Source organism: Sandarakinorhabdus oryzae (genome assembly GCF_009733735.1).
GTDB classification, from domain to species: Bacteria; Pseudomonadota; Alphaproteobacteria; order Sphingomonadales; family Sphingomonadaceae; genus Sandarakinorhabdus; species Sandarakinorhabdus oryzae.
This window is the reverse complement of the sequence record NZ_WNJP01000022.1, coordinates 1-16,049: the sequence shown is the minus strand read 5'-3', so window position 1 is coordinate 16,049 and position 16,049 is coordinate 1. Positions and strand designations below refer to the sequence as shown.

16 protein-coding genes, 1 tRNA gene and 1 pseudogene are annotated in these 16,049 nt (G+C 63.6%); 10 read left to right on the top strand and 8 right to left on the bottom strand.

Annotated features, from left to right (window positions below):
* The first annotated feature begins 314 nt into the window (after window positions 1–314).
* Complete coding sequence (locus GJ693_RS03990) at window positions 315–827, top strand: Dps family protein (protein WP_156255054.1); 513 nt, start codon at window positions 315–317, stop codon at window positions 825–827.
* A gap of 33 nt (window positions 828–860) precedes the next feature.
* Here the strand turns inward: GJ693_RS03990 and GJ693_RS03985 are convergent, their stop codons facing one another.
* Window positions 861–1,124 (bottom strand): hypothetical protein, encoded by a 264-nt coding sequence (locus GJ693_RS03985; protein WP_156255036.1) that lies wholly within the window; start codon window positions 1,122–1,124, stop codon window positions 861–863.
* Between the two features lie 262 nt (window positions 1,125–1,386).
* Here GJ693_RS03985 and GJ693_RS03980 point away from each other — a divergent pair, with 262 nt between their 5' ends.
* Window positions 1,387–4,149: an ATP-binding protein gene (locus GJ693_RS03980; RefSeq protein ID WP_156255035.1), complete on the top strand. Its 2,763-nt coding sequence runs from the start codon at window positions 1,387–1,389 to the stop codon at window positions 4,147–4,149.
* A 3-nt stretch (window positions 4,150–4,152) separates the two neighbouring features.
* On the opposite strand, the gene GJ693_RS03975 is transcribed toward GJ693_RS03980, so the two are convergent.
* On the bottom strand, window positions 4,153–4,713 hold the full coding sequence (locus GJ693_RS03975) for a helix-turn-helix transcriptional regulator (RefSeq protein ID WP_156255034.1): 561 nt from the start codon (window positions 4,711–4,713) through the stop codon (window positions 4,153–4,155).
* 103 nt (window positions 4,714–4,816) lie between these two features.
* Here GJ693_RS03975 and GJ693_RS03970 point away from each other — a divergent pair, with 103 nt between their 5' ends.
* Window positions 4,817–5,116, top strand: a complete 300-nt coding sequence (locus tag GJ693_RS03970; RefSeq protein WP_156255033.1) for a hypothetical protein — start codon at window positions 4,817–4,819, stop codon at window positions 5,114–5,116.
* Between the two features lie 62 nt (window positions 5,117–5,178).
* On the opposite strand, the gene GJ693_RS03965 is transcribed toward GJ693_RS03970, so the two are convergent.
* Window positions 5,179–5,610 carry an OsmC family protein gene (locus GJ693_RS03965; protein WP_156255032.1) on the bottom strand — a complete coding sequence of 144 codons (432 nt, stop codon included), beginning with the start codon at window positions 5,608–5,610 and terminating at the stop codon, window positions 5,179–5,181.
* 62 nt (window positions 5,611–5,672) lie between these two features.
* Entirely contained in the window at window positions 5,673–6,545 is an 873-nt protein-coding gene (locus GJ693_RS03960; protein WP_156255031.1) for an alpha/beta fold hydrolase, read from the bottom strand.
* A 162-nt stretch (window positions 6,546–6,707) separates the two neighbouring features.
* Here GJ693_RS03960 and GJ693_RS03955 point away from each other — a divergent pair, with 162 nt between their 5' ends.
* From GJ693_RS03955 to GJ693_RS03935, 5 genes are all read left to right on the top strand, one after another.
* Window positions 6,708–7,325, top strand: a complete 618-nt coding sequence (locus GJ693_RS03955; protein WP_156255030.1) for a response regulator transcription factor — start codon at window positions 6,708–6,710, stop codon at window positions 7,323–7,325.
* A 95-nt stretch (window positions 7,326–7,420) separates the two neighbouring features.
* The gene (locus GJ693_RS03950; protein WP_268893146.1) at window positions 7,421–7,801 is read left to right on the top strand and encodes a response regulator transcription factor; all 381 of its coding nucleotides are present in this window, start codon (window positions 7,421–7,423) and stop codon (window positions 7,799–7,801) included.
* Window positions 7,802–7,804: 3 nt separating this feature from the next.
* Window positions 7,805–9,355 carry a PAS domain-containing sensor histidine kinase gene (locus GJ693_RS03945; protein ID WP_156255029.1) on the top strand — a complete coding sequence of 517 codons (1,551 nt, stop codon included), beginning with the start codon at window positions 7,805–7,807 and terminating at the stop codon, window positions 9,353–9,355.
* Between the two features lie 106 nt (window positions 9,356–9,461).
* Window positions 9,462–10,274: an alpha/beta hydrolase gene (locus GJ693_RS03940; RefSeq protein ID WP_156255028.1), complete on the top strand. Its 813-nt coding sequence runs from the start codon at window positions 9,462–9,464 to the stop codon at window positions 10,272–10,274.
* A 27-nt stretch (window positions 10,275–10,301) separates the two neighbouring features.
* Window positions 10,302–11,126, top strand: a complete 825-nt coding sequence (locus GJ693_RS03935) for an alpha/beta fold hydrolase (protein WP_156255027.1) — start codon at window positions 10,302–10,304, stop codon at window positions 11,124–11,126.
* Between the two features lie 254 nt (window positions 11,127–11,380).
* Here the strand turns inward: GJ693_RS03935 and GJ693_RS03930 are convergent, their stop codons facing one another.
* The 3 genes from GJ693_RS03930 to GJ693_RS03920 all read right to left on the bottom strand — a co-directional run bounded on the left by GJ693_RS03930 (window position 11,381) and on the right by GJ693_RS03920 (window position 14,304).
* The gene (locus tag GJ693_RS03930) at window positions 11,381–12,214 is read right to left on the bottom strand and encodes an alpha/beta fold hydrolase (RefSeq protein ID WP_156255026.1); all 834 of its coding nucleotides are present in this window, start codon (window positions 12,212–12,214) and stop codon (window positions 11,381–11,383) included.
* An 80-nt stretch (window positions 12,215–12,294) separates the two neighbouring features.
* Window positions 12,295–13,278 carry an SDR family NAD(P)-dependent oxidoreductase gene (locus GJ693_RS03925; protein ID WP_156255025.1) on the bottom strand — a complete coding sequence of 328 codons (984 nt, stop codon included), beginning with the start codon at window positions 13,276–13,278 and terminating at the stop codon, window positions 12,295–12,297.
* A 33-nt stretch (window positions 13,279–13,311) separates the two neighbouring features.
* Window positions 13,312–14,304, bottom strand: a complete 993-nt coding sequence (locus GJ693_RS03920; RefSeq protein ID WP_235902618.1) for a zinc-dependent alcohol dehydrogenase family protein — start codon at window positions 14,302–14,304, stop codon at window positions 13,312–13,314.
* Between the two features lie 42 nt (window positions 14,305–14,346).
* Here GJ693_RS03920 and GJ693_RS03915 point away from each other — a divergent pair, with 42 nt between their 5' ends.
* A complete protein-coding gene (locus GJ693_RS03915) occupies window positions 14,347–15,288 on the top strand; it encodes a LysR family transcriptional regulator (RefSeq protein WP_328598817.1) in 942 nt (313 codons plus the stop codon).
* Between the two features lie 360 nt (window positions 15,289–15,648).
* Here GJ693_RS03915 and GJ693_RS03910 read toward each other — a convergent pair.
* Window positions 15,649–15,722, bottom strand: a tRNA-Cys gene (locus GJ693_RS03910).
* Between the two features lie 129 nt (window positions 15,723–15,851).
* Between GJ693_RS03910 and GJ693_RS03905 the strand changes: the two are divergent.
* Window positions 15,852–16,049 (top strand): annotated as a pseudogene (locus GJ693_RS03905) (protein-L-isoaspartate O-methyltransferase); the annotation flags it as partial.

Here is a 16,049-nt window from a genome sequence, read left to right as displayed (position 1 = left end):
GGGAGCCAGGGCAAAAATGCGGGGGCGATCATGCAGTCGTGCTCCAAGCTCAATCGAGCTGCCTGAAACATGACGAAAGACGTGCCGCGATTATTGACGGATCACGGCGTTATTTGACGTTTTCTGCTTTCTCGTGATCGGGAGGGCAGCGCCCTATGGTCGATCTTGCCGCGCCTGGCAGATCGACGTTGGCGGACACCGAGCCTGTCGATCCGGCGGGATCGTTCAAATGGAAGCTGCATTCGACAAGAATTTCGCGGTGGTTGCGGGCGATGATGCGGCCCTCAGCCACATCCACCAATGGGAACCTCACCATGAACGACAAACTTCGGGCTTCGCGCCTGTCGCGTCTCGCCACGCCAACCGCTCTCGGCGAAAATGCATCGCGCGACATCTCGGCGGCACTCACCGTCATGCTCGCCGACATGTTCGCACTGTATCTGAAGACGAAGAATTTCCACTGGCACGTCTCAGGCCGGCATTTCCGCGAGTTCCACCTGCTACTCGATGAGCAGGCGACACAGATTCTGGCGACCACCGATGCGATCGCCGAACGGGCCCGCAAGATCGGCGGCACGACCATCCGCTCGTCGGGCCATGTCGCGCGGCTGCAACGCGTGCTCGACAATGATGCAGACTTTGTCGAGCCGCTCGACATGCTGGCGGAACTGCGGGACGACAACGGCGATCTGGCCCGGCGCCTGGGCGAAATGCACCAGCTCTGTGATGAGCACGGCGACATTGCCACCGCCAGCCTGATCGAGAATTGGGTGGACGAAGCCGAGGGCCGCCGTTGGTTCCTGTTCGAAGCAACCCGCCCGGGCTGATGCCATCGCCCCGAGCGCCGATCGACCTCGACTTCAGTCTGGAAACGAGCGCTGCTCGTCCTGCGCGCGCGCTCGCATGGCGATGCGCCGTCTGGCAAACCTGATCGCCTTGCTTTGGGTGGTGGGAGCGGCCGATCGCGCATCTTCAACCGCCATGGCGAAGAACCAACCCAGGGCACGGCACGCGAATGTGCGCAACGTGCCCATCGGAAAGCCGGGTGCGTGTTGCAGATGCTGCAAATTGAGGCCGGCACCGCCATGACCCAGGTGATTGAGGCCATCGATTGGCAGGAGCACAGCGCGCGCCGCGATTACCGGCCTCAAGTAACGTTCATGCCTCGCCTGCGACGTACGCTCACTCAATTGCGTGCATGCTGAAGGCCGGCGTGATGCCCTGGCCTTCGCTGCAATAGCTGCTTGAACGCTCGCGCGACTGCCCACTAACCGACCGCGACGCTTTGACCAGCGGAACAGTCCAAGCGTGCATGGTTTATTCGCGTATTGCGACCGCAAGCACGCTATATGAACAGCATTCGTTCGCAGGGGTACAACCGACCGAATGGCCAGCGCGCAGATCAAGATCGGGTCTGTCGTCCTCGACTGCGAGGCGATGGAACTGCACCGCGATGGACGAAAGCTGCCTCTCGGTGCGCGCGCCTGTCGTATCCTCCACGCGCTTGCGAAGCGACCCGGTCAGATCGTGTCAGCGAGCGAGCTCATGTCGGCGGCGTGGCCCAACATGATCGTCGAGGACGTCAACCTTCGGGTGCAGATCGCCAGTATTCGCAAGATCCTGTCGAGCAATGACTGTACTGCCGTGTCGATCAAGACCGTCCCCCGTGAGGGCTATGTGCTTGTCGCGTCGCGCGGGCCAGCCGACGGTGACGCGGTCGCAAGTGGATCGCGTCCCTTTTCGATACCAAGGCTCCTGGCGCCACTGATCGGGCGCAGCGAGGCGCTTTCGACGGTTTCGTCGCTGATGACCGAAAACAGGATCGTGACCATCACTGGGGCCGCAGGGATCGGCAAGACCTCGCTTGCCTTGGCTGCCGCCGGCGAATGGGCGTCCGCCGGGCGGGAGACTGCGTTCGTTGATCTGGCGGCTCCGATGAGTTCGTCGCAGGTGGCTGGCAAGGTCTACACCGCACTGGAACTCGATAGCCGGCCGCAGGATGTGATCGCCGGCATCGTTCGCGCGCTGAAATCCCGCCAGCTACTTCTTGTCATCGACAACTGCGAACATGTCCTTGAGGGGGTGGCCGAAACCGTGCGGGCCATCGCGACTGGCACCGACGGCGTGACGATCCTCGCGACGAGCCGCGAGTCGCTAAATGTGGCGGGCGAACACGTCTTCCCCCTCGGTCCTTTGTCGTACGCATCAAGTCGAGAGCGGCTGAATGCAGCCACGGCGCGAACCTTTCCCGCTATCGAACTGTTTGCCAGCAGTGCAAGGGCACGAGGCCAGGAATTTCCAGTCCACGACGGGAACGCATCGCACGTCGCGGAGATTTGCCGGCGTCTCGATGGCATTCCGCTCGCGATAAAGCTGGCCGCGGCAAGCTGCTCGATCATGACCGTGGGGGAACTGGCGCGAGGCCTGGACGATCGTTTTGCGTTCCTCACCCACGGCGAGCGCAGCGCCTTGCCCCACCATCGGACACTGCAGGCGGCTATCGACTGGGGGTATGACCTGCTGTCAGAATCCGAAGCCCGTGTCTTTCGTGGGTTGGGCGCGTTTCGCAACGCCTTCTCTCTCAGCGATGCCCAAGAGGTGGCCGGAGGCCCTTCGCTTGGACCTGCGGCCTTTGCCGATGCCATGGCCTCGCTGGTCGCCAAGTCCCTCGTCGCCACCGATCTTGCGACGGAGCCCGCCACGTTCCGACTGCTTGAAACCAATCGCATCTACGCTTTGCTCAAACTCGAGGAACTGGGCGAGCGCGAGAGCGTGGCGCAGCGGCACGCGCTCTACACACTGAAGCGCCTGGTCTCGGCAAACGCGATGGCACGGGCCGACGGCATCGCGATGTTTCGCCGGTTGGTTGATGACTGGCGCGGCGCGCATGATCATGCGGTCGGCAGTGGCCAGCATGGCCTTGCGTTATCACTTCTTCGGCAAGCGATAGCCGTCAGCGAGCTGCACATGGGATCTGAATTCGTTGCGCGGGCCGACGCCACCTTCGCCCTGGCAGACGAAAATCAGTCAAGGCAGGCCGATCTCGATGAGCTGGCAATCCGCATCTTCTACGCGATGACAATTTCCCAGGTTGTCAGCATTGTGTTGCCGTCCAGTTACGCCAGGATCGCAGACAGCTCCCGCAGGGCGCTGCACTTGGCGAAGACATACGACCTGTTTCCAGAGCAGCTGAACGTGCTCTGGACCCTGATTTATTCAGCGACCGGGCGCGCCGACATGCACGAGCTCCGCCGGGCGACAGACGAGTTTGTGCGAACCGCCTCGTTGCTGGGTGATGCCCCTGCGCTTGCCACCGCAGGTCGGGTCGAAGGAGGTGCTGCCTTCTGGTTGGGAGACTTCGACCGTTCACTGCAGACGACAACGCGATCGATTGCGAACCCACGGGCAGGTAGGCACTCCAGAATGCCCGAGGTGTTTGCCCATTACCCAGCGGCATTGACGATGCGAGCGCTCGCCCTATGGGCGACTGGCAGGTTCGAGGAGGCCAGGACAGACATCGAGATGGCAGCGACGGTGGCCGAGGAAATACGCCACGCACCAACGAAGCGCTGGCTCCATGTCGTGGGGCGAATTCCCATTGCCGTCTGGTCCGGCGAGTTCGAGCTAAGCCGGCGCCTGCTGGGCGAGATTGATCAGCTCGCGACCGAAACCAGCAATCCGGGCTGGGTCACCGATCTGCACAACTGGGAATTGGCCATTTCCGCGCTTGAGGAAACCGGAGGGTCGTACGGCTCTCCATCGATGGCGTGGCGGGCACCGACCCCGTGGCAGGCCGATATGCAGACCACGATGCATTGCTGCTTTCACCGACCGTCGGATATGGCACGGATCAAACTCAACGGCGATCACTGGTGTGCAGCGGAACATTTTCGCGCAGCCGGCGAGCAGCTTCTCGGGGCGCGATCGCCTGATTATGCGGAGGTCAAAAGGCTGTTTCTCGCAGCGCTTGCGATTGCCGATCGGCAGAACGCTGTCGCCTGGCAGATCAGGGCACGGGTTAGCCTCGCGCGCTTGTACCGCATGAGTGGGGACCCAGGGCAGATAGCCCAAATATTGCAACCGGTGTTTGACAGCTTCGCCAGCGACAGCCTGAACGCCGATGTGCGCATTGCCTGGGCTTTGGCCTGACCTTCACGCGGTATTGGAAATGCCCACCCGTGGATCACGTTGCTGCATTCGCCGCCAGGCGCCGGGCGGAACCCCCGCGTGTTTCGCGAATGCGCGCGAGAAATGGGCTTGATCAGCAAACCCGCAATCGAGAGCCACCTGAGATATCGGTTGCGTGCCTTCGCGCAGGCACCGCTGCGCCAGTTCGATCCGTCGCTGCAGGATGTAGCCATGCGGCGCGGTGCCGAACGATCCGCGAAAGGCGCGAAAGAAGTAACTCACGCTGAGCCGCGCAAGGTCAGCAAGATCTTGAATGGGAATCGGCTGGTCGAGATTTGCATCGATGAATGTGGCGATGCGCTTCGCCTGCCACGGCGCCAGCGCATGGCCGGTTCGGCCCGGGTCGTTACCTCCACCCATATCGGCATTGGCGCGTTCCCCGAGAAGCCGGATGAGCTGTTCGAGCTGCCGCTTGGTTGCGTTTGGATCGCTGGACACGGTCGCCATGGCGGCGCGAAGTTCGCTTAACAACACGTCCACCTGCGGCATGCGAAGATCCATTGGATCGCCGGCAGCTTTCGCCATGGGTGCCTCCGTCACTTGCTGGTGAGGCTCTCACCATGTCCGCGAGAAGCAGTGCGGACAAATAAAGTTCTGTAAAAAATCGTTGCTGCGGGAGGCGAGCGCGATGGACTTGATGCAGCCAGCCCTGGCTCGCGATTTGACCGGATCGGGCTTCATGACCAAGCGCTGGACATCGCGGGCCGGGATTACCCATGGTGGGATCCCGTTCAACTGCTCGGGCCTCAGCCTCATCCTGCGCAACCGGCTTTACCTCGGCGAGATCGTCCACTGGGGCATCCAACGAGGGATCCTGCGTGGAGAGCTGGGCGCCAAATTGGACATGGCGGACCTGCTGAGGCGGGACATCCCGCTGGATTGGCAGAGGCAAAGACCAATGTTCGAGCCAGAACTGAATGGGCGCTAACCGCCTGCAGGGCGCCACCAAACTTGAGCCCCGATTAGACCAATAATCAGCCCTGAATCCGGTCATTCGACCAGCACGGCGACCAGGCTGATTTCAGCCTTGAACAACTTGGACACCGGGCAATTGGCCTTGGCGGTTCCCGCGAGCTTCTGGAAGGTGGCGTCATCGGTGCCGGGGATTTTGGCTGATAATTGAAGTTCGACGCTGGGGATGGCGAAACCATCGGGTGTCTGCTCCAGCGCGACACGGGCCTTCGTGTCCAGGCTCTCCGCCGTCAGCCCGGCCTCGCCCAGGATCAGCGACAGCGCCATGGTGAAGCAGGCGGCGTGGGCGGCGGCCAGCAGTTCTTCAGGATTGGACCCGGCCACCCCTTCAAAGCGGCTCTGGAAGCCATAGGGATAATCGGCAAGCGCGCCGCTTTGGGTGGAAATGCGGCCGTGGCCGTCCTTCAGACCGCCGGTCCAGTGGGCGCTGCCGCTGCGATGGATCGTCATGTCGTGTCTCCTGATGAAACAGGGTGAGGATCATCCGCCCTCACCCCGGGCCTGCCAATGTTTCAATTGGCCGATGTGGAACGCACGAAGCTGGCAATCAGGTCAGCGCTCAGTGCCGGATATTGATGATGGGGGCCGTGGCCGGCGTCGGGCCAGGTGGCGACGAACAGGGTGGGCCATTGATCGTTCAGTGCATACCAGTTCTCGACCGGAAACATCGGATCATGATCGCCCGACAGGGCCAGCACCGGAATGTCAGTGGTGCGGAAGAAATCGGCGTAGACGCCGTCTGGATCCGGAAACGGCGTGCTCGGGTCGGAAGCGGCGGCCACGCTGGTGATGAACACCTCCGCCGGCGTTGGCAGATCGCGGACATCGCGGCGCGCGGCGATCCGGGCGAGCGACGCATCGGCCAAAGCCCGGCTGCGCGGTGAATTCGGTTCGAAGAACAGGATATATTCATCCTCGACGCTGTTCACCGGCTTCATGGCCGTGGCCAGGAAGATCGCTTCAGTTGGCCGTGTCATCAGCCCCGGCGGCATGGTGCCAATGGCGAGCAGGTGGCTCACCTTCTCAGGGTAAAGGGCGGTGAAGGTCATCGCGGCGATGCCGCCAATCGACCAGCCACCGATCACGACCTTGTCGAGGCCAAGCCCGTCGAGCAGATCATGCACATCCCTGGCCATGGCCGTCGGCGCATAATCGGGTCTGCCGGTCGAAAGGCCAAGGCCGGAGTAATCGAACACGGTGACCGTAAAATGCCGGGCCAGCAGATCGAGGAACAGCGGGTCCCACTGATCCATGGTGCCGCGAAAGCGCAGGCACAGCACCAGATCAGGGCCTTCGCCAAAGCGGCGATAGGCCAGCGAGCGGCCGTCGACCGCGACGCTACGGTTGGGGGCCGTGAGGGCGTTGTGGGTGTGGGTCGTCGTCACGCGGCTTCTCCTTTGGGGTGCGGGCCTCGCCTGACAGAGGCGATGGCCACAGGATGCGGCCGGGGTGGGACCGGGCCAATCGTCCGGCCCGGTGCCACTCTAACCAGAAGGTATGAGGGCGCTGCCGTTGCGGCGCTTGGTGGGCCGGGATAGATTGGGACCATGGCTGACGACCCCATCATCCATGTCATCGACGACGATGAGTCCCTGCGTTCGGCGCTGCTCAGCCTGCTCGCGTCGGTGGGTTTTGCCGGTCGCGGCCACGCCTCGGTTTCGGACTTTCTGGCCGCCGAGCGCCCCGATGCGCCGGGCTGTCTGGTACTGGATGTTCGGATGCCGGGGATGAATGGCCTCGATATGCAGGACCGGTTTGACGAGCTTGGCATCGCCCAGCCGGCGGTATTGATGAGCGGCCACGGCGATATTCCGATGAGCGTGCGCGCCATGAAGGCCGGCGCCGTCGACTTCCTGGTCAAGCCATTCCGGGATCAGGACCTGCTGGATGCGGTTACGGCCGCCGTCGCGCAGGATCGCAAGCGGCGGGCACAGGCGGTGGACGATGCCGAACTGCGCCGCCGCCATGCCAGCCTGTCACCGCGCGAGCAGCAGGTGATGGCGCTGGTGGTGGCCGGCCAGATGAACAAGCAGGCGGCCTATGCACTCGACCTCAGTGAAGTGACGGTCAAGATCCACCGCGGCGCCGCCATGCGCAAGATGGGCGCCCGCACGCTGCCCGACCTGGTGCGCATGGCCGAGCGGTTGGCCCTCCTCGGGCAGTGACATGGACCATACTTTGGGATGATCGTCAGGCTGGCGGCCCTGTGCGATAGGCAGGTCAAGAGCGGGCCTTGCGTGCCGCTGAAAGGACGTCGCCCGTGCCGAACCGGCCGTTGATTGCCATTGTCGAAGATGATGATTCCATGCGTCCTGCCATCGCCGGGCTGGTGCGCTCGCTGGGCTATGCTGGGGAGGCCTTTGCCTCCGCCGAAGCCTTCCTGGCCGGTGACGTCGCCGCCCGCGCGCGCTGTCTCATATCGGATTTCCAGCTGCCCGGCCTGAGCGGGCTCGATCTGGCCGACCGGATGCAGGGCGTGATGCCGGTGATCATGATCACCGCGCGAACCGAGGCGGGACTGGACGCCCGAGCGCACGACCATGGCGTGCTGTGCCTGCTGCGCAAACCGTTCGAAGCCGATGACCTGGCCGACTGTATTCGCCGCGCGCTGGACAATGGAGCGCAGGCGGGGCGACACTGAACCGTGACAACAGAGAGCCGCATCCTCGATCTCATCCATGAAAGCGTGATCACCCGCGATCCCGCCGGGATCATCCTGTCGTGGAATGCCGCATCGGAAGCGCTTTATGGTTGGCCCAAGACTACCGCGATCGGCTGCCAGATCGATGACTTGCTCCAGTCCCGCTTTGCCGCGGCGGCGCCCGATCGCGACCTGATGGCGCCGCCCGCCGATTGGGAAGGCGAACTGATCAGGGTGACGGCCAATGGCACCGAACTGGTGCTGGATGTGCGCTGGCAGGCGGAACGCGATGCCACCGGCGCCGTGCTGCGGATCGTCGAAACCGCGCGCGATATCACCGAACGCAAGGCGATCGATGATGCCCTGCGGCTGAGCGAATATCGTTATCGCAACATGTTCGAAGCCATGGCGGTGGCCTTCTGGGAAGTGGATTTCACCCAGGTCGGTGCGATGCTGATCCCGCTGCGCGATCAGGGGGTGACCGATCTGCGCACCTGGCTGCTGGCCAACCGCGATTTCGTGCGGCGCACCATGGAGCGCGCTATCGTACTCGATCTGAATCTCAACGGGTTTGCGCTGTTCGGCGCCGACACGCGCGACGCCATCATCGGCCGGGCGATTGCCGATTTCTGGCCGCCGGCGAGCGAGCCGGTCTATATCGATTCGCTGGTGGCAACCATGACGCGGCAACCGCATATCGTCAGCGAAACCCGGCTGAACCGGGTCGATGGTGAGCCGATCGACGTGCTGTTCACGGTCTCCCTGTCGGAAAACAACCGCAAGCGCGGCGTGATGCTGATCGGCGTGGTCGATATTTCCGCCCGCAAGCAGGCCGAAGCGGCGCTGCAGCGGCTGCAGGCCGAATTTGCCCATGCCGCCCGGGTTTCGGTGCTGGGCGAGTTGACCGCATCATTGGCGCACGAGGTCAACCAGCCGCTGGCTGCCATCGCCACCTCGGCGTCGGCCAGCATGCGCTGGCTGGCGGCAGAGCAGCCCGATCTCGACGAAGTGCGCAGCCTGAGTGCACGCATCGTCAGCGATGCCCGAAGGGCCGCGGCCATCATCAATCGGGTGCGGGCCATGGCCGAACGGCGCGAGACCGAACGGCAATATCTGCCATTGAACCAACTGGTGGCCGAAGCAGTCGCCTTCCTCGATCATGACCTGGCCATGCGGGCGGTCACGCTGGAAACACGGCTGGCGAGCGAACTGCCGCCGGTGCTCGTCGATCGCACCCAGTTGCATCAGATTGTCGTCAACCTGGTGGTGAACGCGGCGCAGGCGATGGCCGACAGCCCCACGCGGCACTTGTGCATCACGACTTCGCTCGCCGAGGGCGCGGTCGTGCTCGCCGTGGAAGACAGCGGCCCGGGCCTGCCCGCGCATCCCGAACAGCTGTTCGAGAGCTTCTTCACCACCAAGTCCAGCGGCATGGGCATGGGGCTGGCCATCTGCCGCTCGCTCATCGAAGCGCATGGCGGGCAGATCGTGGCGGCCAACGGCGCGGTGGGGGCGCGCTTCATCGTCACCCTGCCGATCACACCAAGGTCTTAGGCAACCACCGACAGGGTGAATAGGCACCGCCCGGCGCTGGGCGCATCTTTCGGTCATGGTCCCTGGCGCGAATGAAGCGGCCAGGGCCGAACCGGGAGCAGCAACCATGTCCAAGACCATCATGCTCATTCACGGCGCCTGGCTGAACGCGAAGAGCTGGGAAGGCTTCAAGGCGCATTACCAGGCCAAGGGCTACACCGTGATCGCGCCGGACTGGCCGTTCGATGATCGCGATCCGGCGCAATTGCGCGCCAGCCCGCGGCCCGAGTTGGCTCGCCTGGGCCAGCGCGCCATCATTGATCACTATGAGCGGCTGGTACGCGCATTGCCGGAAATGCCGATCCTGATCGGTCATTCTCTGGGCGGAGTGATTGTGCAGCATCTGCTTGATCGCGGGCTGGGGGTGGCCGGCGTCGCCATTGACCCGGCGCCCACGCCCGGCGTGCCTCTGGGCCCGCGGGCGATCTGGTCTGCTCTGCCGATCTTTCTGGACCCGTTCAGCTGGCGCAAGGCCAAGGTCATGTCCCGCCGCATGTTCCGGACGCGCTTTGCCCAGACGGTGCCCGCCGCCGACGCCGACCGGCTTTATGACCGCTACATCGTGCCGACGCCCGGCCGGGTATACTGGGATGGCGTCATCAACCCACTGAAGATCAACTGGAAAAACCCCCAACGCGCGCCCCTGTTGCTGATTTCCGGCGAGATCGACCTGATCGCGGATGCCAGCATGGTGCGGGCCATCTTTCGGAAGCAGAGCCTGGCCCCGTCACGCACCGACTATCGCGAATTTGCCGGCCGCTCGCATTGGACCGCAATTGATCAGGGTTGGGAGCAGGTGGCTGACTATGCCCTCGACTGGGCGACCGCCAATGCCCGCCCGGCCCGCGTTGCCTCCGCCCTGCACGCCCTCGCGGCCTGATCACGGCCCAAACAGAAGGACTTCGCCATGCCGTTCATCACCACATCCGACCAAACCCGCATCTTCTACAAGGATTGGGGTCAGGGCCGCCCGATCATCTTCAGTCACGGCTGGCCGCTCAGCGCCGACGCCTGGGATCCGCAGCTGCACGCGATCGCCAGCCGAGGGTTCCGGGTCATCGCTCATGATCGCCGCAGTCATGGCCGCTCCGACCAGACGTGGGAGGGCAACCACATGGATCGCTATGCCGATGATCTGGCCGAGCTGATGGCCGCGCTCGACCTGCGTGATGCCACCCTGGTCGGCCACTCCACCGGCGGCGGCGAGGTGGCGCACACCATCGGTCGGCATGGCTCGGGCCGCGTCGCCCAGCTCGTGCTGGTGGGGGCGGTGCCGCCGCTGATGCTGAAGACCAGTGCCAACCCGGATGGCCTGCCGATCGATGTGTTCGACGGCATCCGCAAGGGCACGTTCGACAACCGCAGCCAGTTCTACCGCGATCTGTCGCTGCCCTTCTATGGCTACAACCGCCCCGGCGCGGTCATTTCCGAAGGCGTTTGCGACAGCTTCTGGCTGCAGGGCATGATGGGCGGCCTCAAGGGCCAGCTGGACTGCATTCGCGAGTTCTCGGAAGTCGATTACACCGAGGATCTGCGGCGGATCGACGTGCCCACCCTGATCATTCACGGCGATGACGACCAAATCGTGCCGATTGGCGCCTCGGCGCTCAAGTCGGCTCAGATTGTGGCTGGCGCGAGGCTCAACATCTATGCGGGCGGCGATCACGGGCTGCCGACAACGCATCAAGACCGTTTCAACGCCGATCTGTTGGCTTTCATTGCGAAAGATTAGTCAATTTGTGATGAGTAGCCCGACTTTGGCGGCCTTGGCCTGCTGTCACGCATCAACACACTACCGGTTCAATCCCGCCACTTGCTAGGCATACCTGAAGGGCTCGGAAATCCTGCTGCACACGCCAGTCAAAAACCTCATATCGAGAATAGCCAAGTCCACCTGAAGGCGGCCCCGTGATCAAGAAGGCCTTGCAGGTGGGACTCGGCTGCGGTGTCCGGTTTGGGCCGCGGCGGCGAAGCCACCGGCCCGGCCTAGGCCTTGCCGATGAAGGCCAAGATGTCCGCGTTGATGATGTCCGGGTGGCTTGTCGGCATGCCGTGAGGAAGATCGGGATAGGTCTTGAGCGTGCCATGCTTCAACAGCTTGGCGGCAAGCGGCGCCGAGGCCGCAAATGGTACGACCTGATCGTCTTCGCTGTGCAGCACCAGAACCGGCACATCGATCGCCTTCAGATCTTCGGTCAGGTCGGTCTCGGAAAAGACCTTGATGCAGTCATGATGGGCCTTGATCCCGCCCATCATGCCCTGGCGCCACCAGTTGCGGATCGTGCCTTCGATCGGCGTCACGCCGGGACGGTTGAAGCCGTAAAACGGGCCTGACGCGATCTCCAGGTAGGTCTGTGCGCGGTTCTGGGCGACAGCCTGGCGATAGCCGTCGAACACCGCGATCGGCAGCCCACCTGGGTTGCTGTCCTTCTGGATCATCACCGGCGTGATGGCGGCGATGAGCACGGCCATGGCCACGCGGCCAGGCTCTGCCCGGGCGACATAGCGCGCCACCTCGCCGCCGCCGGTCGAATGGCCGACATGGATTGCGCCGCGCAAATCGAGCGCGCGGGCGAGTTCGACGACGTCGTTGGCATAGGTGTCCATGTCGTTGCCCAGGTCGGTCTGCGTGGAGCGGCCGTGTCCGCGCCGGTCATGGGCAATCACGCGGAAGCCGCGGCCGAGGAAGAACATCATCTGGTTGTCCCACTCGTCGGCACTCAGCGGCCAGCCGTGGTGGAAGACGATGGGCCGGGCGTCCTTCGGGCCCCAGTCCTTGTAGAAGAGGCGCGTGCCGTCGCTGGTGGTGATCATGTCCATTGGTCTGCTCCTTGCGGCGCCGAAGGAAGATCAGTTCAGTCTGCCCGGCGCACGGCAGCCAGCGTGTGAGTGTCTGCTTATCAGTGGCCCACGCGGCGCTGATCGAAGGTCTCTGAGACCCACGCCTCGCTCTTTGCCCAAAGGGCCCTGGCCGTCTCCGGATCGAGCGCATAGGGTCTCACACCCGGGCTGCCGAAGCCAATGCTTGCGTCTCTGACCACCGGGGAAACCTGGCAATCCTCGCAATAGCGGCCGCCGACCGCGTCAGCGTCCGCGACGAGGCCTGCCCAGAGCGTGGTCGCTGCGCCTTGCCTGGCGGTTTTCCACTCCATCGCCGGCTTGCCCTCCTTCGCCAGATCAGCGTTGATGCCGTCGAAGAGCAGTTGCAGCCGGTCAGCGCCCATGTGGCGGGCGAGCTCGGTCCGGATCCCGCCGGGATGCACGGCCGTCGCCCGCAGTCCGAGCGCGCGATAGCGCCGATCAAATTCCACCGCGAACAGGATGTTGGCGGTCTTGGAGCGGCCATAGGCGATGAACGGATCATAGGGAGTCGTATCGAAGTTCGGATCGACGAGATCGACATCGGCAAAACGATGTCCAGAGGAGGCCAGCATCACCAGCCGCGATCCAGGACGCATCAGCGTCGCGATTCTGTTCACGAACAGGAAATGCCCCAGATGGTTGGTCCCGAACTGGGTTTCGAAGCCGTCGACCGTCAGCCCGAATGGCGGTGCCATGACTCCGGCATTGGCAATCACCAGATCGAGCGGTCGATGCTCCGCGACAAGCTGGTCGGAGGCCTTGCGGACACTGGCCAGGTCGGCCAGATCCAGCTCGATCAGCTCGATGGCGGCGCTGTCCATGCCGGCATCGGCCATCGCCTTGGCAGCCTTGGCCAGGTCTCTGGCCGTGCCAATCACCTGCGCGCCATGGCTGGTGAGGGCGCGGGCGGTCTCCAGGCCGAGACCCGCTGAAACCCCGGTCACCAGAATACGCTTCCCGGTGAGGTCGAGCCCTGCGAGCACATCGTCGGTGGTGGACTTGGCTCCGAAAGTCATGGTCATGAGATACTCCTGTCGATGGAGGGGAAAGGCTGATTAGGGAGCGATCGTGATCGCGATCTTGCCCTGCGGCCGTGCGGCGCCATTTCGACCCAGCACCGCGTCATAGGCTGACCCGATTTCCGCCATGGCGAAGGTCCGCGGATCGAGGCGAGGAGAAAGCTCGCCCGTCTCCACGAGCGCGCCCACCAATTTCAGGATTTCCCCGAAATGCGCCCGGCCTTCGTTGGCCAGCAACGTGTAGAGCGTGAACACGCCCGAGTAGGTCGCCTGCTTGAAGGAAAGCGGGGCAAGCTTGTGCGTGCCCCAGCCAAGGCAACTCACCACGTGCCCGAACCGCTTCACGGCACGGAACGAGGCATCCAGCACGGGTCCGCCAATCGTATCATAAACAAGATCAAAGCCGCGGCCGCCGGTGTGCTCTGCCACATAGTCAGCGGGGTCTCTTGATCCGTCGATCGGGGTTGCTCCGAGGGCTCTCACATAGGCAAGGTCGTCGCCCAGCGCGGTCGCAAACACCCGCGCGCCCCGCGCCAGCGCAATCTGCACGGCAACATGCCCGACGCCGCCACCACCGCCCTGGATCAACACGGTCTGCCCGCGCTGCAGATTCGCGCGATCGATCAGCCCCTCCCACGCCGTGATGACAACCAGCGGGAGCACGGACGCCTCCCGCATCGTCAGGGCATTGGGTTTGTGGGCCAGCAGCCGCGCGTCCACCGCCGCAAACTCCGCCTGCGAGCCCTGCAGCCCGCCAACCCCACCGGTCAGCCCGAAGACAGCGTCGCCGATGCCGAAATTCTCCACGCCCGGACCGATTGCGACAATGGTTCCGGCAAGATCCATTCCGAGGATGGCCGGCAAGGGCTGTTCGGCGTGGGCAGCCTCGCCCGCCCTGATCTTTGCATCGAGCGGATTGGTGCCGCTCGCTTCAATCCGCACAAGGACTTGCCCATCGCCAGGTTCCGGGCGGGCAATCTGGCGGAGAACGAAGGGGCTATTTGTCGTTTCGACAACGGCAGCGGTCATGGTTGGCGTGGACATGATCAATCTCCTGATGATGGTCAGGAGATGAACCCATTCGTCTTTGACTGGCAGTCTCTAAAGATGCACGTTCGTCATTCAATTTTGCATGGAGGTCATATGTCCGTTGCGCCTTTGGAATGGAGCGATCTGCGGGTGTTCCTGGCAATTGCACGCGAAGGATCGCTGGGCGGCGCGGGCCGCCGATTGCGGCAATCGCAGCCCACGATGGGCCGGCGGTTGCGCGCACTCGAAGAGGCCGTGGGAACGACATTGTTCCAGCGCTCCACGTCCGGCCTGTCGCTGACCGACGAGGGTGAACTCATGCTGCGGCATGCCGAGGTCATCGAAGCCGAAGCCATCGCACTGGCCCGTGAACTGACCGGTCGCAGCGGCTCACTCGAAGGCATGCTGCGGCTGACCTGCTCTGACTGGTTCGGTCGCATCATGGTGGCGCCGGTGATCGCGGAATTCACGCGCCTCAATCCTGCTGTTGTTGTCGAGATCCTCACGGATGCAAGGGTCTACAGCCTTGCCCGTCGCGAGGCCGACCTGGTCATTCGCATCGCCGGGTTCGACGAGCCCGAGGTTGTCGCCCGGAAACTGACGACCGTGCATTATGGTGTCTATGTTCGGCGAGGAACGTGGAAGCCGGTCGCGGGTGACGGCGCGGGCTGCCCGTTGATCGTGATGGATACGGCCTTCGGCGCAATGCCTGATGTCGCATGGCTGATGCGGACATTCCCCAACGCGCACATCGCCGTGCGAAGCAATAGTCGGGATGTGCAAGCGCAGTTGTGCGCGCTTGGCGTTGGTCTGGCTGTTCTGCCGGTGCCGCTGGGTGAGGCAACAGCTGGGATCGAACGGGTGGCCCTCGACAGCGACCCGCCAAGCCGGGACAACTGGTTGGGCTTCCACAGGGATCTCAGGCGGTTGCCTCGCCTGCGTGCCTTTGCAGATTTGCTGGTCGAGCGTCTTTCACCGGCGTAAAGCTGTGCTTCGCCAGACCATGCAGCGGGAACGGAAGCACAAGAGTCCCGGCCATGTCGATGCGCTCCAGAGAGAAGTGGGATTTGGGAAACCGCCGATGCCGAACTCGCGTCAGAGACTCTCTATGAGATCTGCCGGGAAAATATCACAATACTCATTTGAAATCAGTCTCTTGAGACCGATAACCGACAATCGACAGGCCGCAAGCCTTGGAGATTGCGGGTCAATGGCCCGCTAGTTAAATTATTGATATTATTAGCAATATTCGTTGGAGGCGCGAGCCGGAATCGAACCACGCTGGATCGGCTTGGCGATCCAGCCACACCACGATCGCCGGTTCGATTGGCACTCACGACAGTCTGGAGGCCCGAGCCGGAATCGAACCGGCGTGCACGGATTTGCAGTCCGCTGCGTCACCACTCCGCCATCGGGCCTCGAAGTGGAGCGCTGCCCTAGCAAGGCAGCGGCGGAACGGCAATGGCCTATGTTCTGCTCTGGCATCGCCAACATGACCACAACTCCGCCATTGCGCGACACGCCGCCGCAGGGCAAAAGCGGCCACCATGAGCACGCCCCCCTCCGCAACGCTGCGCCAGACCATGGTGGACACCCAGTTGAAGACCGTGGGTGTTACCGATGCGGCCGTGCTGGCCGCCTTTGCCGACACCCCGCGCGAGCCGTTCCTGCCGGCCGCCCTGGCCAGCCTGGCCCATGCCGACGCCGCCCACGAGGTTGCGCGCGGCCGCCATCTGCTCGCGCCG

Bases quoted from the DNA above. Each gene is read 5' to 3' on its own strand.
- GJ693_RS03925 (WP_156255025.1), bottom strand. From the start codon at position 13,278: ATGACCATGACTTTCGGAGCCAAGTCCACCACCGACGATGTGCTCGCA.
- GJ693_RS03965 (WP_156255032.1), bottom strand. From the start codon at position 5,610: ATGACGATCCATCGCAGCGGCAGCGCCCACTGGACCGGCGGTCTGAAG.
- GJ693_RS03990 (WP_156255054.1), top strand. From the start codon at position 315: ATGAACGACAAACTTCGGGCTTCGCGCCTGTCGCGTCTCGCCACGCCA.
- GJ693_RS03920 (WP_235902618.1), bottom strand. From the start codon at position 14,304: ATGACCGCTGCCGTTGTCGAAACGACAAATAGCCCCTTCGTTCTCCGC.
- GJ693_RS03955 (WP_156255030.1), top strand. From the start codon at position 6,708: ATGGCTGACGACCCCATCATCCATGTCATCGACGACGATGAGTCCCTG.
- GJ693_RS03915 (WP_328598817.1), top strand. From the start codon at position 14,347: ATGAACCCATTCGTCTTTGACTGGCAGTCTCTAAAGATGCACGTTCGT.
- GJ693_RS03975 (WP_156255034.1), bottom strand. From the start codon at position 4,713: ATGGCGAAAGCTGCCGGCGATCCAATGGATCTTCGCATGCCGCAGGTG.
- GJ693_RS03930 (WP_156255026.1), bottom strand. From the start codon at position 12,214: ATGGACATGATCACCACCAGCGACGGCACGCGCCTCTTCTACAAGGAC.
- GJ693_RS03970 (WP_156255033.1), top strand. From the start codon at position 4,817: ATGGACTTGATGCAGCCAGCCCTGGCTCGCGATTTGACCGGATCGGGC.
- GJ693_RS03980 (WP_156255035.1), top strand. From the start codon at position 1,387: ATGGCCAGCGCGCAGATCAAGATCGGGTCTGTCGTCCTCGACTGCGAG.
- GJ693_RS03935 (WP_156255027.1), top strand. From the start codon at position 10,302: ATGCCGTTCATCACCACATCCGACCAAACCCGCATCTTCTACAAGGAT.
- GJ693_RS03940 (WP_156255028.1), top strand. From the start codon at position 9,462: ATGTCCAAGACCATCATGCTCATTCACGGCGCCTGGCTGAACGCGAAG.